The organism is Haloprofundus halophilus (assembly GCF_003439925.1).
In the GTDB taxonomy this organism is placed as follows: Archaea; Halobacteriota; Halobacteria; order Halobacteriales; family Haloferacaceae; genus Haloprofundus; species Haloprofundus halophilus.
This window is the reverse complement of sequence record NZ_QQRR01000001.1, coordinates 362,404-378,367: the sequence shown is the minus strand read 5'-3', so window position 1 is coordinate 378,367 and position 15,964 is coordinate 362,404. Positions and strand designations below refer to the sequence as shown.

Below are 15,964 nucleotides of genomic sequence, written 5' to 3'. Positions count from 1 at the left end.
GCCGACCGGATTTTTCCGGCGTTACACGTCGTTCGTCTCGACAACCGAGTCGATCCGACCGGTCCTCGAAGTATCACTTTTGTACTGGCCCCCGTACGCGGCGTATGCAGATTCACGAGTACTTCGACGAGTTCGCACGACGCGATTGGGACACCGGCGCGGACGGAACCGTTCGGTTCGCCGTCGTCGGCGTCGGCGGGTTCGCCCGCAAGGCGGCGCTCCCCGCCCTCGCGGACGCCGACTACGCCGAGGCGACGGTGCTCGTCACCGGGTCGCCCGAGAACGCCGAAGACGCCGCGAGCGAACACGGTATCGAACGCGTCCTCACCTACGAGGAGTACCACGACGGCGCGGCGACCGACGCCTACGACGCCGTCTACGTCGTCACCCCGAACGCGCTCCACCCCGAAGCCATCGAGACGGCGGCGGAGAACGGAAAGGCGGTGCTCTCCGAGAAGCCGCTGGCGGCGACCGTCGAGGGGGCCGAACGCGCCGTCACCGCGTGCGAGGACGCCGACGTGCCGCTGATGGTCGCCTACCGGATGCAGTTCGACCCCGCGGTTCGCCGCCTCCGCGAGTTCGTCGGCGAGGGCGGTATCGGCGACGCGCTCCAGCTGCACGGCGGGTTCGCCTTCGACGTGATGGGCGGCGGTCGCGGCCCCGACCAGTGGCGTCTCGACGCCGACCTCGCGGGCGGCGGCGCGCTGATGGACGTCGGCGTCTATCCGCTGAACGCGGCGCGGTATCTCGTCGACGCCGATCCGGTGGCGGTCACCGCGACGACGCGCGGCGAGGGCGTCTTCGCCGACGTGGACGAGCAGATCGCGTTCCAACTGGAGTTCCCCGACGGCGTCACCGCCTCCTTTACCGCCGGGTTCTCCGGGTACACCAGGAGCCACCTCTCGATTCGGGGGACCGAAGGTTACGTCGAACTGAGCGACTCCGCGTTCGGCACGGAGGACCCGCGACGAGTGACCGTCCACCGAAACGACGTGCGGACGACGGTGGACGGACCCCAGACGGGCGAGATACGCGAGGAGTTCGACTACTTCGCGCACGCGATACTGACCGACGGGGAGATCGGCCCGGACGGAGAGGAGGGGCTGCGGGACGTACAGGTGACGACGGCGGCGTACGAGGCCGCGGAAACCGGCGAACGCGTCGAGATACGGTACTCGTGAGTCGGGTGTCGTGAGGAACTTCGGAAGACGAGGCGGGAGCGCTCCCCCACCGGGCTAGGGGAGCGATGCGGCGATGGCCACAGTGGACCCCTCACTGCAGCGTGGTGCGGCGGTTGATTTGTGCCGAGTCGTCGACGAGAAAAGCGTCGATATCGTCGGCGAATTCGCCTAAGGAGTACGCCTCAATAAAGGCATCGACACGGTGAACTGATGCCGCTAACGGGTCTCACGGTACCGTGGAACGTGGCCCTCGCCTCGTCACCGCCGGTCCGCGAGCGCCGGGAACTCCTCGCGGACTCGCGTCACCTCGTCGGGGTCGAGGTCAGCAGTGACGTGTGCGGGACGGTCACCCGCGCTGGCCAACGCCGTCCCCCACGGGTCGTACACCGTCGACCGTCCGAGCAGCGTCGCCGACTCGAACGCGCCGACGCCGTTTATCGCGCCGAGATACCAGAGGTTCTCGATAGACCGCGCTCGCGTCAGCGTCTGCCAGTGTTCGACGCGGGGGTACGGCCACGCGCTCGGCACGAGGAGCAAGGTGACACCGTCGTCGACGAGTCGACGCGTCAGTTCCGGGAAGCGGAGGTCGTAGCAGGTACAGGTCCCGACGGTGAAGCCGTCGAACTCGAACGGTTCGAGACGCTCGCCCGGCGTGAGCAGACGCGCTTCGGCGGATTCGTATCCGAACAGGTGGTGTTTGCGGTACGTCGTCCGCAGCGAGCCGTCGCGGTCGAAAAACGTCGTCGTGTTCGCCAGCCCCTCGTCGGCGGGGACGTCGTAGCCCGCGGCGGCGCTCGCTTCGAGGTCCTCGACGTGGCTGCCGGCGAGGAGGCCGACGTCGTGGTCGACCGCCATATCGCGGAGTCGGCCGAACGTCGGCCCGTCCAGACCTTCGGCGACTCGGGCGTACGATTCGAACGCGAAGTAGCCGACGGCGAACAGTTCCGGGAGCGCGACGAGGTCCGCCCCGTCGGCGGCCGCCGCTTCGACGGTCGTTTCGGCGGCTTCGAGGGCGCTCTCGACGCTTCCGGCGTCCTGTTCGAGTTGGGCGAGGGTGAGACGCATCGGTCAGCGCTCCGCCTCGGCGAGCTCGCGTCGCAGCGCCCGTTCTAAGTTGTCGAGTTCGCGGTCGAGATTTCGCTTGAAGAAGCTCTCGACCCCGGGCAAACTGCCGTCGACGACGAACTCGTTGACGAGGCGGGAGCCGTTCTCCGTCCCCTCGACGGTGTGTTCGCCGGTGACGCGGAGCGCGCGCGAGCGGCCGACGAACTTCACGTACCGGGGGGCGTCACGGGTCACGTCTTCGGTCTCGACGGGTATCGTCGACCTGACAAGGGGAATCGGGAGTGCGACGTGCCACGTCGCTTTCCGCTCGTCGGTCGGGTGAACGTCGTAATCCTCGACGACGCTTATCGCGCCCGCACGTTTCTCGGGGTCGGAGATGAACGCCCACACGGCCTCCGGTGGGTGGTCGAACTCGAAGGTCCGCGTAACCCTGACAGTCATGGGGTCATATCAGGCGGAGAGGGCAAAAATCCGTGGATTAACTGCGGGTGACACGCCACGTCGTCGAGCGCGCGCGACCCCACTTCTCGATCTCGACGTCTTCGGATTTCTCCGCGAGACGCGGCAGGCGCGACCCGACCTGCTTCGCCGAGAGGCCGATCGCCTCGGCGATGTTCTTCGCCCGGAAGTACCGCTCACCGCGAGTGACGCTCTCCCGGAGGTAGGCGATAATCCGCTGTTCCTCGTCGGTGTATTCGGTCATCGACGTTCCTCCTACGTGTCTGACGATAATAACGGTTACTCGGTCGGACGAGCGAACCGCAGTTAGGTAGGTTAGTTAGCGTACACGTGCACGGCGACGACCGCCAGCGACGCGGCGACCATCGCGCCGGCGAATCCCCACGCCTGCGTCAACTGATCGGGTCCGACGAGCATCACCGCCGCGCCGACGAGCGCGAGCACCGAAAACAGCATCGCCACGCCGATGCCCATGTCCGTCTGAGTCGTCTGCGTTGCCATACCACCCGGTTCGGTGGCGTCCACTTAGTTTATTCGACAGTGGTCGGTCTCTCCCACCGAGCCATATCGGCTAAGTAGCCCGCGGACACTGGCCTCGTATGGAACCGAGTGCGGCGGACCGTCCGGACGCGACGAGCGTGCCGGAGACGTTGCGGTCGCGCATTTCGAGGGGCCGGTCGGGTCGAATCGCCGTCGTGCTCGTCGCCGTGACCGTCGCCCTCGTCGTCGCCTCCGCGCTCGGCTTCGTCGGCGCCCCCGAAGTCACCGAAATCAGCAATCGAATCGTCGCCGTCGACAACGACACGACGACTATCGAGACGAACGTCACCGTCCGGAATCCGAACCCGCTCGGGGTCAGCATCGACGGCGCGACTATCGACTACGGCGTGCGGATGAACGACGTGCCGATGGCCTCGAACCGCAAGAACGGCCTCCGCATCGGCCGCGGCAACACGACGCTCTCGTTCCGGACCGAGATGCGAAACGAGCGCATCTCCGAGTGGTGGGTGACGCACGTCGAAAACGGCGAGCGAACGACGCTCCGAGTCGACGCCGACGCCGGGTACCGCGGCGTCGAAGCCACCTTCGAGGGGCCCACGGTCGAGCGCGATATCCAGACTGATATCGTCTCGGCGTTCAACTCGACGGAGACCCGAGCCATCGACGCGAACCGACCGCTCGTCTCGGACCCGGTCCTCTACGTCAACGAGACGAGCGCACGGTGGGGCGACGCCAACGAGTCGGCGACGCCGATTCGCACCTCGTTCGTCGTCTACAACCCGAAGCCGGTCCCGCTGACGCTGAGCGAACTCGGCTACGACATCCACATGAACGGCGTCCGCGTCGGACGGGGGTCGACGAACCGCGAGTACGTCGTCGGGCCGAAGCAGACCCAGCGTATCGAGGCGACCGCCGTCATCGAAAACGACCGACTCGACGAGTGGTGGGTGACGCACGTCCGCCGCGGGGAGGTGACGACGCTCGCCATCGATTTCTCCGCCGTCGTCCGCCTGCCCGGCGGCGTGAGACTCGACCTTCCCCTCCAAGGCGTCCGGTACACGCAGACGATTCAGACCGACGTGTTCGGAACGGAGACGAACGTCGGGCGGTCGAACGGTACCGAATCGGCCGGAAACAGTACCGAATCGGCCGGAAACAGTACCGAGTCGACCGGAAACAGCACGGAAACGACCGGAAACAGCACCGAAGCAAAACGAAATCTGGCGACCGCAGACGGGCATCGTCCGACCGCGGACGGGAGTCACTCGACCGCAGGTCGAAATCGCTCGCCAACCGGCGAGGGTGGGCTGGTCGCGTTCGTCTCGCCAAACCTGCACCTGCCGACAACGTTTTTACCCCGTCCGTCCGTGTATCGAGTACATGCAACGGAGTACCCACTCTCCTGGTCGAGTTCTTCTCCCGCGATGAGAACGCCGTCTCGGTGACGAGCGACGACGAATCGATTCTGCTGCGCATCGGCGACCGCACGTGCGAACTGTCGAGAGCCGACGCTGCGGAACTGCAAGACAGCATCGGGACCGCGCTGACCGAGAAACGCGAGTTCTTCCGCACCGCGGGCGAGCACCGCGACGACGGCAGTTACGTCGTCTCGCGGCGCAGCGCGGAGTCGGCGGGCAACGCGAAAGTGTTCGAGAGCTTCGAGAGTCTGCGCCGCCTGTACGACCGTCTCCCCCGCGAGTTCACGGCCGAAGACGTCGGTCGGACCGGTATCACCGGGTCGCGCCGCCACATGCTGATTCGGCACTTCGGCGAACATCCCGCCTTCGACTGCCGCATCACCCGGCGGAATCCGCTGACCGCCGAACGGGTCGATGCCGACGCCGGAAGCGCCGGTGGCGACGTGTTGACCGAGGCGGACGCGACGGCCGACTGAGTCGGTGGTCGCGGCGGGACCGGAGGGAACCCGGCCGACCTCCCCCCGTCTCGTCTCTCAGGAGATGGTGACGTGCTCGGACTCGGCGTTGAGCGCGAGGTTCGCCGCGATTTCGGCGTTTCGCATCGCGTACTGGGCGGTCTGCTGGAGGCTGACGAGCACCTCGCGGATTCGAAGGAGCTCCTCGTTCGACACCTCCGGAATCTCCGAGAGGATGTCCTGCTCGCGGTCGGTGAGTTCGCGGAACTGCTCTCGCACCTCGATGGTGAGGTCGTAGTCGCGGTCGACGACCGACCGGACCGCTTTGACCGTGATGTCGTCGACCTGGTCGGTGAACTCGCGGATGCGGCGCATCGTCGCCGAGTCGACGTCGATGGTGTGTCCTTCGGTGTTGAGGACGATTTCGGCGATGTCCTCGGCGTTGTCGGCGGTGAGTTCGAGGTTCTTCGCCACCGAGCGGTAGCCGATGAGCGGAAAGCCCGATTCGAGGCCGACCGCCCGACAGAGGTTCGGGTTCTGGTAGGCCGTGAAGATGAGGCGGAGCACGAGGACGAAAATCTTGTTCGCCTGTCGCTCGCGGTTGAGCGCCCGCTGTGCGAGGTCCGGGTTGCCGTGCGCCAGCGCCTTCACCGCCTCGCCGCGCATCGTGCTCCCGGTGTTTTCGAGGCGTTCGAGCAGGTTGTCGAGCGTGAAGTCCTCGGGGTCGACCGAACACCGGATGGCGATTCGCTCGGGCGTCTCCTCGATGACGCCGAGGCCCATCAGCTGCGTCTCCGCCTTGTAGACGGCGTTGATGTGTTCGCTGTCGAGCGCGCCCTCGGACTTCTCGACGTGAATCACGCGTCGCCCGAGAACGTACTGGGCGACGATAGCGCGTTCGAGTCCGTCCGCGTCGAGGTTGTCGGCGTGGATGACCGCCTCCGAGTCCTCCGTCGACGCCGACTCCGGCAACACGGTGAGCGTTCCCTTGCCGCCCATCCGAATCGACACCTCGTCGCCTTTGTTCACGCCGTGTTCTTTCGCCCACTCCGCCGGGAGCGTCATCGCCAGCGTCGAGGGACCGAGCCGCTGGACTTTCCGCGTCTCCATGGCATTCCGTATCCCTTCTATGACCTTAATCTTCACTATAGGGAGATAATACATCATAAATCGGGAGAATTTGGCTCGGAGTCGCGACGGGACTCGACGGGTGACTAAGGGCAGCGCGGGCGCTCAGACGACCTTCATCATCCGGCGCTCGAAGCGGCCGACGCGGACCTTCGTCCAGCCTCGCAACTCCGCGTCGAGTTCGGGGTCGTCGGTGTCGACGCGCAGCACCGAGATACCGTCGAGTTTCGAGCGCGAGGCGACGACTTCGACCGAACAGCGACGGACGACCGCGGGCGACAACTGCGGGTTGCCGCGGCCGAACACAAACCCCTGTCCCCCGATGGGCGAGACGACGACGACGTTCTCCTCGCCGAGCGCATCGAGAATCTCCGACTCGCCGGCGTCGCGGACGAGCACCTCCCCGTCTCGCCACACGTCGACGCCGATGGGCGACCCCTCGAACCCCAGCGCCTCCTTCACCGCGCCGACGGTCGAACCGGGACCGAGCACGTAGGTGACGCCCGGTTCCACGTCGGCGGCGACGCCCTCGGCGAGCGCCTCGACGGTACCGCCGCTTAGCTGTTTCGAGGACTGCAAGTCGTCGGCGACGGGGACGGCGGCGACGGCTCGGAGTTCGGGGTGGACCTCGCCCTCGCGGTAGTCGTCCTCGTCGATGTCCATCACCTCGCGGCGCTCGGTGCGCTCGAAGGAGGCGGCGATACCCGCGGCGTCCTCCGGAGAGACGGCGAACACCGACGAGTACACTTTGACGCCCGCGGGGACGCCGAGCATCGGCGTCTCGCTCCCCGACTCCGAGAGGGCCTCGGCGACGTCGGCCGCGGTACCGTCGCCGCCGACGAAGAGGACGAGGTCGACGCCGGCGGCGACGAACGCTTCGACGGCGCGCCGGGTGTCGTCGGCCGTCGTCTCCTCGTCGCTCGGCGCGCCGACGACCTCCGGGTCGAAGCCGACCGCCCGGGCGGCGTCCTCGCCCATCTCGCCGCCGTAGACGACGAGCGCCGCGTCGGGAACGCGTTCGCGGAGTTCGGTCAGCGCGCGGCGCGCTCGCTCCGGTGCGCGCGGCTCCGCACCTCGTTCTCTCGCCTCAGCGACCTTCCCGTCCGTCCCTTTCAGTCCGACTCGCCCACCCATCCCGGCGATCGGATTGACGACGACGCCGATGCGCATACTCGAAGGCTGCGGCGGCGACGCCAAAAGCACGCCGACTCCACGGACGAGTCGTGTCGGTTTCGCGGACGAACCGTCTCGACTTCGCGGACGAACCGTGTCGATTTCGCGGACGAACCGTGTCGACTCCGCGGACGAATCGGTGACTGTCTACCGCACTGGCGAATCGGCGCTCGCGACGTCGACTCGGCGCTCGGATATCGAATCGGTGGTTACGATGTCGAATCGACGATTACGATGTCGAACCGATGGTCGCGTCGTTCCGCCCGCTATCGGCCGTACTCCGGGATGCTCTCGAAGACGAGCACTCGGCCGCCGCTCGTGACGAGCACTTCGTATCCCGAGAGGTCGAACGCGACGGACGACGCCGACTGCTTAGCGAACAACGCGTCGAGGGCGTCCGGGTCGACGGCCCGGTAGAGCGGTTGCATCTCGCGGGGGTCGACGTCTTTCACTTCGGCCACGGCCACCACGGCGGCGGTGCTCGGGGGCATCGTCTCGTCCCACGAGGCGGCGTTTACGGCCACTTCCGTCAGTGACGCCGCACGGTCATCCATGGTCGTAGCGCACCTCGGCAACGTAGTTCAAGTTTCCCATGTCTGTTGGCTCTCGGTAGACTGACCCGCTCGAACCCGACACTCTCGGGTTCGTGTCCCCGGTCTCGGCTCGACGGCTGTGTCGTCCGATACCTACGAGTGCAAACCGCGAACAGTTAAACGGCGTGCCTGATAACGTGTCGCTCATGTACGTACTCGCGTCCGAACAGTCGCTGCCCATCGCCGAAACCGGCGGCGTCGTGCTCCTGTTGAGCCTGCTCATCACCGTCGGCTGGCTGCTCTACCTCTACCGCTGAGCCGACGCCGTGTGCGACTGCGACTCAGTCGTCCGCGGCGTCGACGTCGATGACGTTCGCGTGTTCGCGGAGCCATCCGGCCGCGTCCTTCGCCGCCCCCGCGTCTGCAGCGCTGATTTTCACGCGGACGCCGTCGCCCGGATGGCTTCCGACGGTGACGTCGAAGCGACGCTGTAAGTCGACTAACCTGTCGGCGAGTGCACTCTCCGGTTCGTCGACGAGGACGCGCTCGACGTACGTCTCGGTTCCCGTGAACTCGTTTTCGACGCGTCCGAACATCGCCTTCATCTCCGCGGGGACGCCCGGCAGCACGTACACCGACTCGACGACGGCACCCGGCGCGACGCCCTCGTCGTTCGGGAGAAAACGCGCGCCCGCCGGGAGTTCGACCGTTCGCGGGTCGCCGTCGTCCGCCGAGTAGCCGCCGCGGTCGGCGAGCCACGCCGACGCCTCCGCGTGCGGTTCCAGCGACCTGCCGACCGCCGCCGCGACGCCCTCCATCGTCACGTCGTCGTGCGTCGGTCCGAGACCGCCGGTGACGACGACCGCGTCGTAGGCGGCCAGCGACTCGTTGACCACCTGGGCGATGTCGGCGAGGCGGTCGGGCACCGTCGTCACGCGTTCGACCGTCGCGCCGCGCGCGGCGAGCCGTTCGCCGAGCCACGCGGCGTTCGTGTTCACCGTGTCGCCGACGAGCAGTTCGTCGCCGACGCTGACGATTGCGATTCGCATCGCTCGAAAGAGGGGCGGCGCGTCGAAAAGTCCCGCGTTCTCGTCGGCGACGGCGTCGATGCGAGCTCCGGGGTTCCGGAGTTTCGCAGCGACGGCGTCACATCCCCGGTGGCGGGCGACGACCGGTGTCGTCGGACGTGTCGACGTCCAGTCCGAGCTCCTCGCGCTGTCGCCGGAGTTCCGCGATACGCCGGCGGTAGTAGAGACCGCCGACGAGCGCGACGAGCGTGGAGACGCCGAGTATGCCGCCGAAGATGTAGAGGTCGCGTTCGAGGTAGAACCGGACCGAGATCACGTCGCGCTGAACGTCGTCCCAGTGGAGGTGGACGCGACCGTCTTCGAGGCTCTGTCGGTCCGCACTCGGCCGCGTGCTACTCAGAATCGGCACGTCGACGCGGCGGTCCTCCGGCAGGACGATCTCGTAGGAGCCCTTCACGAACGTCGGCAGCGAGAACTGCTTCGGGGTGCTCTGGCCCGTGAACGCTAACTGGCCCGCCTCGTTCGACGGCGCGTCCGCCGGCGGTTCGACGACGACGGCGTCTCGTTGCTCTTCGATGGAGCCGCCGCGCTCGATGAGCGTCGTCCCGTTGACGACGGTTCCGTTCGGGTAGCGGTAGCGAACCGCCTCGACGTAGAGGGGACTCTCGGTGCCGAGGCCGTCGTTACGGTACAGGCTCAGTTCGTCGCCCTCGAAGCGGTACACCGCCTGATACGTCGCCCGCTCGGAGACGTTGATGTAAACGTCGGCGTCGGCGTCCCAGTTGTACTCGCCGGTGACGTTGCCGTCGAGGCGGTCGGGCGGAATCTCGTTGTCGCCGAAGAAGCCGAGACACCCCGAGGTGGCGACGAGCAGGACGACGGCGGCCGAGGCCAAAAGCAGTCGACGGTTCATGGGATGACACAGCGCAGCTCCGACGGCAGATACGAGCCGATGCTTGCCAGAAGCCCCGGCGGGTCGGTCCCCTCGGCGCAGATGATGCTCTGCTCGAGGAGGCCGAGTCGTTCGACGGTGACGATGTCGTTCGCGTGTCCGGCCCGGTTCACCGTCGCGCGAACCTCGCCGCGGGTGGCGCTGTTGACGTTGACCCGTCCCGCCCCGCGCCGCCAGTCGTACAACTGGTCGCGCGTCTCGTCGGCCAGCCGCGACGGTTCGTCGTCGCCGCCGTAGACGAATTTGAGGCGCTGGTGCTGGACCAGTCCGAACCGCTCGCGAATCTGTGAGGGGGTACCTCGCCCGAGCCCGATCTCGGCGCTCGGGATGCGAATCTCTTCGCCCACGTCGAGGACGAACCCGTCGTCGTCCCACGATTCGAGCGTGCCGACGTACGTCTCTCCGGCGTCGAGATGCGTCGGAATTTCGCCCCACTCCTCGCGGAGCGCGTTGCGTGCGACCGTCTCGTCGTCGCCTTCGACGGTGACGGCGACGAACTCGTCGTGGCGGACGCCGACGGTGAACTCCACGTCCAGCGAGCCGATCTCGTTCGCGACGAGCGACCGGAGACTGTCGAGCGTCCGCTCGCGGGCGTCACCTTCGACGTAACATTTGGTTGCGAGAACGACCATCAGCCGGTCACGTCGGCGTTCAGTTCCTCGCGGAGTTCGTCGACTCGTCGGTTCATCGCGTCGACGAGGCGGTTGTTCTCCATCGACTCCAACGGGGAGCCGCACTCGGGACACTCGAAGCCGAAGTCCATCGCCTCGCCGAACTCGAAGCGGATCGAACAGACCTCGCAGAGGTAGAACTCGTGGGTCTGTTCGTACTCCTGGCGCTCTTCGAGCGCGTCGAGCAGGCGGTGCATCTCCTCTTCGAGGTTCTCGGGGATGTTGTCGTACTCGAACGTCCAGAGATAGGTGAGCCACCCGGAGTCCTCGTCGCGGACGCGGCGGTACGTCGCGAGGTCGTTCTCGTAGAGGATGAAAAGCGCGCGACGAACGTCGTTGAGTTCGAGACCGAGCTCCTCGGCGAGCTCCTCGTCGGTGACCTCCCCGTCCGGCGGCGCGGCGGCGACGGGCATTCCCGTCGGACCGACCAGCTCGTGGAGGTACTTCTGAATGACAGGGTCTCCCAGCAGGTCCTCAAAAGCCATTACCCTATCCTCTGTCGCAGAATCGTTTAAAAGCACCGGATAGCGGCGTCGACGGGACGCTTCGGCGACGCGTCGGTTTTAGACGCCCCCGAGGTGCCCGGGCCGAGGTTTTTGTGCGGTGACGGGACCAGTTCGCGCCGTGAGTTGAACGCCGTCCGCGGTCGGTCGAGGCGGGTGTCCGGCGCGCCGCCGCGGAACCCTACAGCGCCGGCTGTCCGCCATTCGGTTCACGCGGTGAGTCACCCCCGGGCGCGGCGACGCCGACGGCCTCACTCGACTTCTTCGACGCGCTTGCCCGTCTCCATCGGAATCACCTCGCGCTCGGCGTCCTCCCACTCCCGTTCGAGTTCCCGGCCCTCGAACAGGCGGTCGAGGAACACCGCCAGCGCCGCCACCTCCGAGTGGGGTTGGTTCGTCACGCCGACGTTGAAGTCCGCGTAGTCGTACACCTCGAACGGGACCTTCTCCGCGCCGACGACGACGAGAATCGGTTCCTCGGCGTGCGCGGCTCTGACGTCGTCCTCTACGTCCTGAACGCGCTCGCCGTACATCGTGAGGTGGACGACCGTCCCCCTCCAGTCGCGGACGATATCGCGGTAGGAGTCGACAACTTCGACCTCGAACGGGCCGCCGAATCTCGTCGTGATGTCTCGCACCGTCGTCTCCGACTGGCTCGCGTCGCCGACGAGGAGCGCGCGGTCCGCGCCGAGCGCCCGCGCCGTCAGCCCGATGTGCGTCGTCATCCGGTCGTCGCGGCCCGGTCGGTGCCCGAGTCGCAGGACGACGACTTCGGATTCGTCTTGCATGCGCTGTCCGAGGCGAGCCGTCGGTTAGGGGGTTTCGGAACTCGACGCAGTGCGCTGCTGGTGCGACGACTTCGGTGCTGCCACGACGGCTCCGATGCCCCCGCGACGGTCCCGGTGCTTCCACGACGGCTCCGACCGACTCTCGAAACGCGCGAGCGACCACAATCGACTTACTGCCGTCGGCGGAGGTTGGAGTATGAACCTCGTAGACAAGCGAGTCGTCGTCACCGGCGGGGCGGGTCTCGTCGGGTCGCACCTCGCGGCGAAACTGTCGACCGAGAACGACGTGGTCGTCGCCGACGACCTCTCGAAAGGAACCGAGTCACGCGTCCCCGACGACGTCGAGTTCGTCCAAGCGGACATGCGCGAATCGGCCGACGTGGCCGAGGTAATCACCGAGGACGTCGACGTCGTCTTCCACCTCGCGGCGTACACCGACACGAACTACGAGGACCCGAGAAAACTGTTCGAGGAGAACACCGAGATGACGTACAACGTCCTCGAACGGATGGACGAGGCCGGCGTCGACGACGTCGCGTTCACCTCCTCCTCGACCATCTACGGCGAGGCCCCGCGGCCGACGCCCGAGGACTACGCACCCATCGAACCCATCAGCGCCTACGGCGCGAGCAAACTGGCCGACGAGGCGTTGATGTCGACGTACGCGCACTCGCACGGCTTCACCGCGTGGGTGTTCCGCTTCGCCAACATCGTCGGGCCGAAGCAGCGCGGCAACGTCATTCCGGACTTCATCGAGAAACTGCTCGGCGACCCCGAAACGCTCACCATCCTCGGCGACGGCCGCCAGGAGAAGTCGTACCTCTACGTCGAGGACTGCGTCGACGCCATCTGTCACGTCGTCGAAAACGCGGACAAATCGATGAACACCTACAATCTGGGGACGCGGACGACCACCTCGGTCAACCGCATCGCCGACATCGTCGCCGACGTGATGGGACTGGACCCCGAGTACGAGTACACCGGCGGCGAGCGCGGGTGGAAAGGCGACGTGCCGAAGATGCGCCTCTCCGTCGAGAAACTCTCCGCGCTCGGGTGGGAGCCGTCGACTGCCAGCGACGAGGCGGTCGAACGCGCCGCAGAGGAACTGTACGACGAACTTCGCACCGAGCGCGAGTCGTAGTCGGCCCGTCGGTCACACCGACTCCACCGAAAACTTCGTCTGCGCCTCCGCGTCGGCGTCGACGGCCGCCAGTTCGCCGACGGCGACGTAGTCGCCCGGTTCCGGGTCGTCCCAGACGCCCTCGAACGTCGTCGACTCGCCGGGGTCGAGCGTCTCGCTCCCGAGCATCTGCGCGAACATGCGGCCGTCGCTCCAGCGCCACACTTCGCCGTCGCCGCTGGCGTCGCTGACGACGAACTCCGCGCGTTGAGCGTCACGGAACGAGAGCGTCGCGCGCTCGTCTCCCCGGTTCTCGACGGTCAGTCCGAACTCTACGAGGTCGTCTCGCGGCGTCGCGGTGAGCGTTGCTGTGAACATACGTTGGGTACGAAAAAGCGAGGAATAACGTTCGGGTTTACAGGTCGTCGGAGGAGTCGAGACCGAGCGCCGCCGCGGTGTCGAGCAGTCCGGCGCCCTGTTCGTTCGACGCGAGACCGATATCCTCGGCCGTCGAAGCGAGTCGGTCGCGCGCCTCGGTGTTGGTGTACCCGTTGGCCATCAGCTGCGCACCCGCGCCGGCGACGTGCGGGCACGCCATCGACGTACCCGAGAACACGTCGTAGCCGCCGCCGGGGACCGTCGACTCCACGTCGACGCCGGGCGCGGCGATCTCGACCTCCGACCCGGTCGAGGAGAAGGAGGCGAGGTCGTCGTTGCTGTCGGTGGCGCTCACGGCGACGACTTCCGAGTAGGCGGCAGGGTAGCCGACGCAGTCGCTGCACGGCCCGTCGTTGCCGGCGGCGGCGACGAGGAACACGCCGCGGTCGTAGGCGTAGGTACAGGCGTCCTTGATGGTCTGCGACCCGCTGGACGCGCCGAGACTCATGCTGGCGACGTCCCAGCCCTGGTCGGCGGTGTACTCGATACCCGCCGCGATGTCGGAGAACGACCCGCTGCCGCGCTTGTCGAGCACCTTCACCGCGTGGAGCGTCGCCTCCGTGCTGACGCCGACGACGCCCTCGTCGTTGTCGACAGCGTCGGCCGTCCCGGCGCAGTGAGTGCCGTGGTCGTTGTCGTCGTCCCACGACTCGTTGTACGGCCCTTTCGCCGAGACGAACGCCTTGCCTTCGCCGAGGTTCGCCTGCAGGTCGGGGTGGTCGGAGTCGATACCGGTGTCGAGGATAGCCACGTCGGCACCTGCGCCGGTCTCGCCGTTGTCGTGGGCAACGTCCGCGTCGACGCGGTCGATTCCGTACGGCGTCGACTGCGCGAACGCGTGCATCTGACCGTTGGCCTCGACGTAGCGAACGTCTCCGCGTTTCCGGAGGCCCTTCACCGCGTTCTCGTCGACCTCGATGGTCATCGCGTCGAAGTTGAACCGTCGGACGACGCTCGATGCGGCGTTTTCAGCCGCTCGTCTGCCGCTCTGCTCGCTATATCCGAGATTGACTTCGACGAGGTTGTCGTTACCTTTCGCCGTCGCCAGTCCGCCGAGTCCGCCGACACCGACCGCTACGCCCGTCGTCTTCAGCACGTTACGCCGAGTTACACCCGTGGTATCATCCGACATTGCGAACAGTCAGAAGAATTAATCTATTTTATAACTTCAGGAATTGAACTATTTTGCCGATAAATTACACTCTTGATGTAGATATTTACTAACAGTATTGAGCTGAGGAATCAGTCGTCACCGAGGTCCAGCGCGGCCGCGACGTTTAGCAGACCGGCACCCTGTTCGACCCGTCCGAGCCCGAGGTCGTCGGCGGTTCCGACGAGTCGCTCGCGGGCTTCGGTCGTCGAGAGCCCGGTCGAGACGAGAAGCGCCGCGGCTCCGGCGACGTGCGGGCACGCCATCGACGTTCCAGAGTACGTCCTGTAGCCGCCCGGAACCGTCGAACGAACGCCCGTGCCGGGAGCTGCGATGTCGATTCGGGGTCCCGTCGACGAGAAACCCGCGAACCCGCCGTTACGGTCGACGGCGCTCACCGCCAACACCGTCGGCAGCGTCGCCGGAAACCCCACGGTGTTCGGCCGTGAACGGCCGTTTCCGGCGGCGGCGACGAGTAACACCCCTTCGTCGGCGGCGTACCGACAGGCGTCGCGGACGAGGTTCGTCGGACGCTGCGAGCCGAAACTGAGGCTCCCGACGGCCCAGCCCCTGTCGGCGACGTACTCGATTCCGGCGGCGATGTCGGAGACCAGCCCGACCCCGGCGCAGTATATCACTTTCACCGCGTGGAGCGTCGCCTCGGGAGCGACGCCGACGACTCCTTCGTCGTTGTCGAGGGCTCCGACGACGCCCGCGCAGTGGGTTCCGTGGTCGTCGTCGTCGTCCCAGTTGGTCTTGCAGGCGTTCCCGTTGCCGGTGACGCGGCAGAGTCGCGGCCGACCCCGGCAGTTGACGAACGCCCGCCCGTCCCCGAGGTTCTCGCGGAGGTCCGGATGGTCGGAGTCGACGCCGGAGTCGACGATAGCGACGTCGACGCCGTCGCCCGTGACGCCCGCCTCGTGGGCGAGTCGCGCGCCGATGCGGGAGACGCCCTCCGGAACCGTCTGAGACGCCGACTGCTGATACGTTCGCATCGTCCTGTCGGGTTCGACGTACCTGACCTCGGGGCGTCGCCGAAGCGTCGCCACGGCCTCCCGCGGCAGTTCGACCGTCAGCGCGTCGAAGGCGAACTGCCGGACGACTCGGGTCGCGACCCGGCGGACGACGTCGCAACCGAGGGCTCCGGCTGTCGCGTCGATCCCGACGTTCACCACGGCGGTGTCACCGGCGTTTCCGCCTCCTCTCCGAGCGCCCCCCGCCGCGAGTCCGGTCGCCGTGCCCCCGCCGACTGCCCGCAACACCCCTCTGCGCGTCGCCGCTGACTGTCTCGACATCCTTCGAGTGGTTCGAACCACTATCGCTTATCTCTAATTTCGACCGACACGACCGTCGCGAGAGCCGTTCTCTCACCGACATCAGACTGTCAGATGGGGGAGAGAT

The 15,964-nt window shown here is 66.8% G+C and carries 19 protein-coding genes; 4 read left to right on the top strand and 15 right to left on the bottom strand.

All coding sequences use genetic code 11. The features are described from left to right. Positions 1 to 104: 104 nt before the first annotated feature. A complete protein-coding gene (gfo6, locus tag DV709_RS01830; RefSeq protein ID WP_117591275.1) occupies positions 105 to 1,181 on the top strand; it encodes a D-xylose 1-dehydrogenase Gfo6 in 1,077 nt (358 codons plus the stop codon). Between the two features lie 258 nt (positions 1,182 to 1,439). On the opposite strand, the gene DV709_RS01825 is transcribed toward gfo6, so the two are convergent. The 4 genes from DV709_RS01825 to DV709_RS01810 form a co-directional block, all read right to left on the bottom strand. Then, entirely contained in the window at positions 1,440 to 2,246 is an 807-nt protein-coding gene (locus DV709_RS01825) for a nitrilase-related carbon-nitrogen hydrolase (protein ID WP_117591274.1), read from the bottom strand. A gap of 3 nt (positions 2,247 to 2,249) precedes the next feature. Continuing rightward, positions 2,250 to 2,687: a CoxG family protein gene (locus DV709_RS01820; protein WP_117591273.1), complete on the bottom strand. Its 438-nt coding sequence runs from the start codon at positions 2,685 to 2,687 to the stop codon at positions 2,250 to 2,252. A gap of 37 nt (positions 2,688 to 2,724) precedes the next feature. Next, positions 2,725 to 2,949: a DUF7123 family protein gene (locus tag DV709_RS01815; RefSeq protein WP_058581661.1), complete on the bottom strand. Its 225-nt coding sequence runs from the start codon at positions 2,947 to 2,949 to the stop codon at positions 2,725 to 2,727. A 71-nt stretch (positions 2,950 to 3,020) separates the two neighbouring features. After that, the gene (locus DV709_RS01810) at positions 3,021 to 3,206 is read right to left on the bottom strand and encodes a DUF7525 family protein (RefSeq protein WP_117591272.1); all 186 of its coding nucleotides are present in this window, start codon (positions 3,204 to 3,206) and stop codon (positions 3,021 to 3,023) included. Positions 3,207 to 3,304: 98 nt separating this feature from the next. On the opposite strand from DV709_RS01810, the gene DV709_RS01805 reads away from it, so the two are divergent. Both DV709_RS01805 and DV709_RS01800 read left to right on the top strand, forming a co-directional pair. Then, entirely contained in the window at positions 3,305 to 4,651 is a 1,347-nt protein-coding gene (locus DV709_RS01805) for an LEA type 2 family protein (RefSeq protein ID WP_117591271.1), read from the top strand. A 50-nt stretch (positions 4,652 to 4,701) separates the two neighbouring features. After that, complete coding sequence (locus DV709_RS01800) at positions 4,702 to 5,100, top strand: DUF7528 family protein (RefSeq protein WP_117594028.1); 399 nt, start codon at positions 4,702 to 4,704, stop codon at positions 5,098 to 5,100. Between the two features lie 57 nt (positions 5,101 to 5,157). On the opposite strand, the gene DV709_RS01795 is transcribed toward DV709_RS01800, so the two are convergent. The 8 genes from DV709_RS01795 to DV709_RS01760 form a co-directional block, all read right to left on the bottom strand. Further along, positions 5,158 to 6,189: a PhoU domain-containing protein gene (locus DV709_RS01795; protein WP_117591270.1), complete on the bottom strand. Its 1,032-nt coding sequence runs from the start codon at positions 6,187 to 6,189 to the stop codon at positions 5,158 to 5,160. A 123-nt stretch (positions 6,190 to 6,312) separates the two neighbouring features. Further along, positions 6,313 to 7,377 (bottom strand): ATP-NAD kinase family protein, encoded by a 1,065-nt coding sequence (locus tag DV709_RS01790; protein ID WP_117591269.1) that lies wholly within the window; start codon positions 7,375 to 7,377, stop codon positions 6,313 to 6,315. 269 nt (positions 7,378 to 7,646) lie between these two features. Further along, complete coding sequence (locus DV709_RS01785; protein WP_198665627.1) at positions 7,647 to 7,934, bottom strand: HalOD1 output domain-containing protein; 288 nt, start codon at positions 7,932 to 7,934, stop codon at positions 7,647 to 7,649. 320 nt (positions 7,935 to 8,254) lie between these two features. Beyond that, positions 8,255 to 8,962 carry a competence/damage-inducible protein A gene (locus DV709_RS01780; protein ID WP_117591268.1) on the bottom strand — a complete coding sequence of 236 codons (708 nt, stop codon included), beginning with the start codon at positions 8,960 to 8,962 and terminating at the stop codon, positions 8,255 to 8,257. Between the two features lie 97 nt (positions 8,963 to 9,059). Further along, the gene (locus DV709_RS01775; RefSeq protein ID WP_117591267.1) at positions 9,060 to 9,854 is read right to left on the bottom strand and encodes a DUF5803 family protein; all 795 of its coding nucleotides are present in this window, start codon (positions 9,852 to 9,854) and stop codon (positions 9,060 to 9,062) included. After that, positions 9,851 to 10,525 carry a DUF2110 family protein gene (locus tag DV709_RS01770; protein ID WP_117591266.1) on the bottom strand — a complete coding sequence of 225 codons (675 nt, stop codon included), beginning with the start codon at positions 10,523 to 10,525 and terminating at the stop codon, positions 9,851 to 9,853. The genes DV709_RS01775 and DV709_RS01770 overlap by 4 nt, the downstream gene beginning before the upstream one ends. Beyond that, positions 10,525 to 11,049 carry a transcription factor gene (locus tag DV709_RS01765; protein WP_117591265.1) on the bottom strand — a complete coding sequence of 175 codons (525 nt, stop codon included), beginning with the start codon at positions 11,047 to 11,049 and terminating at the stop codon, positions 10,525 to 10,527. Before DV709_RS01765 ends, DV709_RS01770 begins: the two co-directional genes overlap by 1 nt. Before the next feature lie 269 nt (positions 11,050 to 11,318). Further along, complete coding sequence (locus tag DV709_RS01760; RefSeq protein WP_117591264.1) at positions 11,319 to 11,855, bottom strand: tRNA (cytidine(56)-2'-O)-methyltransferase; 537 nt, start codon at positions 11,853 to 11,855, stop codon at positions 11,319 to 11,321. Between the two features lie 196 nt (positions 11,856 to 12,051). Between DV709_RS01760 and DV709_RS01755 the strand changes: the two genes are divergently transcribed. Beyond that, on the top strand, positions 12,052 to 12,996 hold the full coding sequence (locus tag DV709_RS01755; RefSeq protein ID WP_117591263.1) for an NAD-dependent epimerase/dehydratase family protein: 945 nt from the start codon (positions 12,052 to 12,054) through the stop codon (positions 12,994 to 12,996). Between the two features lie 12 nt (positions 12,997 to 13,008). On the opposite strand, the gene DV709_RS01750 is transcribed toward DV709_RS01755, so the two are convergent. The 3 genes from DV709_RS01750 to DV709_RS01740 form a co-directional block, all read right to left on the bottom strand. Then, a complete protein-coding gene (locus tag DV709_RS01750) occupies positions 13,009 to 13,353 on the bottom strand; it encodes a BsuPI-related putative proteinase inhibitor (RefSeq protein WP_117591262.1) in 345 nt (114 codons plus the stop codon). A 37-nt stretch (positions 13,354 to 13,390) separates the two neighbouring features. Beyond that, positions 13,391 to 14,545, bottom strand: coding sequence for a S8 family peptidase (locus DV709_RS01745; RefSeq protein WP_117591261.1), 1,155 nt, complete (start codon positions 14,543 to 14,545; stop codon positions 13,391 to 13,393). 110 nt (positions 14,546 to 14,655) lie between these two features. Next, a complete protein-coding gene (locus DV709_RS01740) occupies positions 14,656 to 15,858 on the bottom strand; it encodes a S8 family peptidase (RefSeq protein ID WP_117591260.1) in 1,203 nt (400 codons plus the stop codon). Positions 15,859 to 15,964 lie beyond the last annotated feature (106 nt).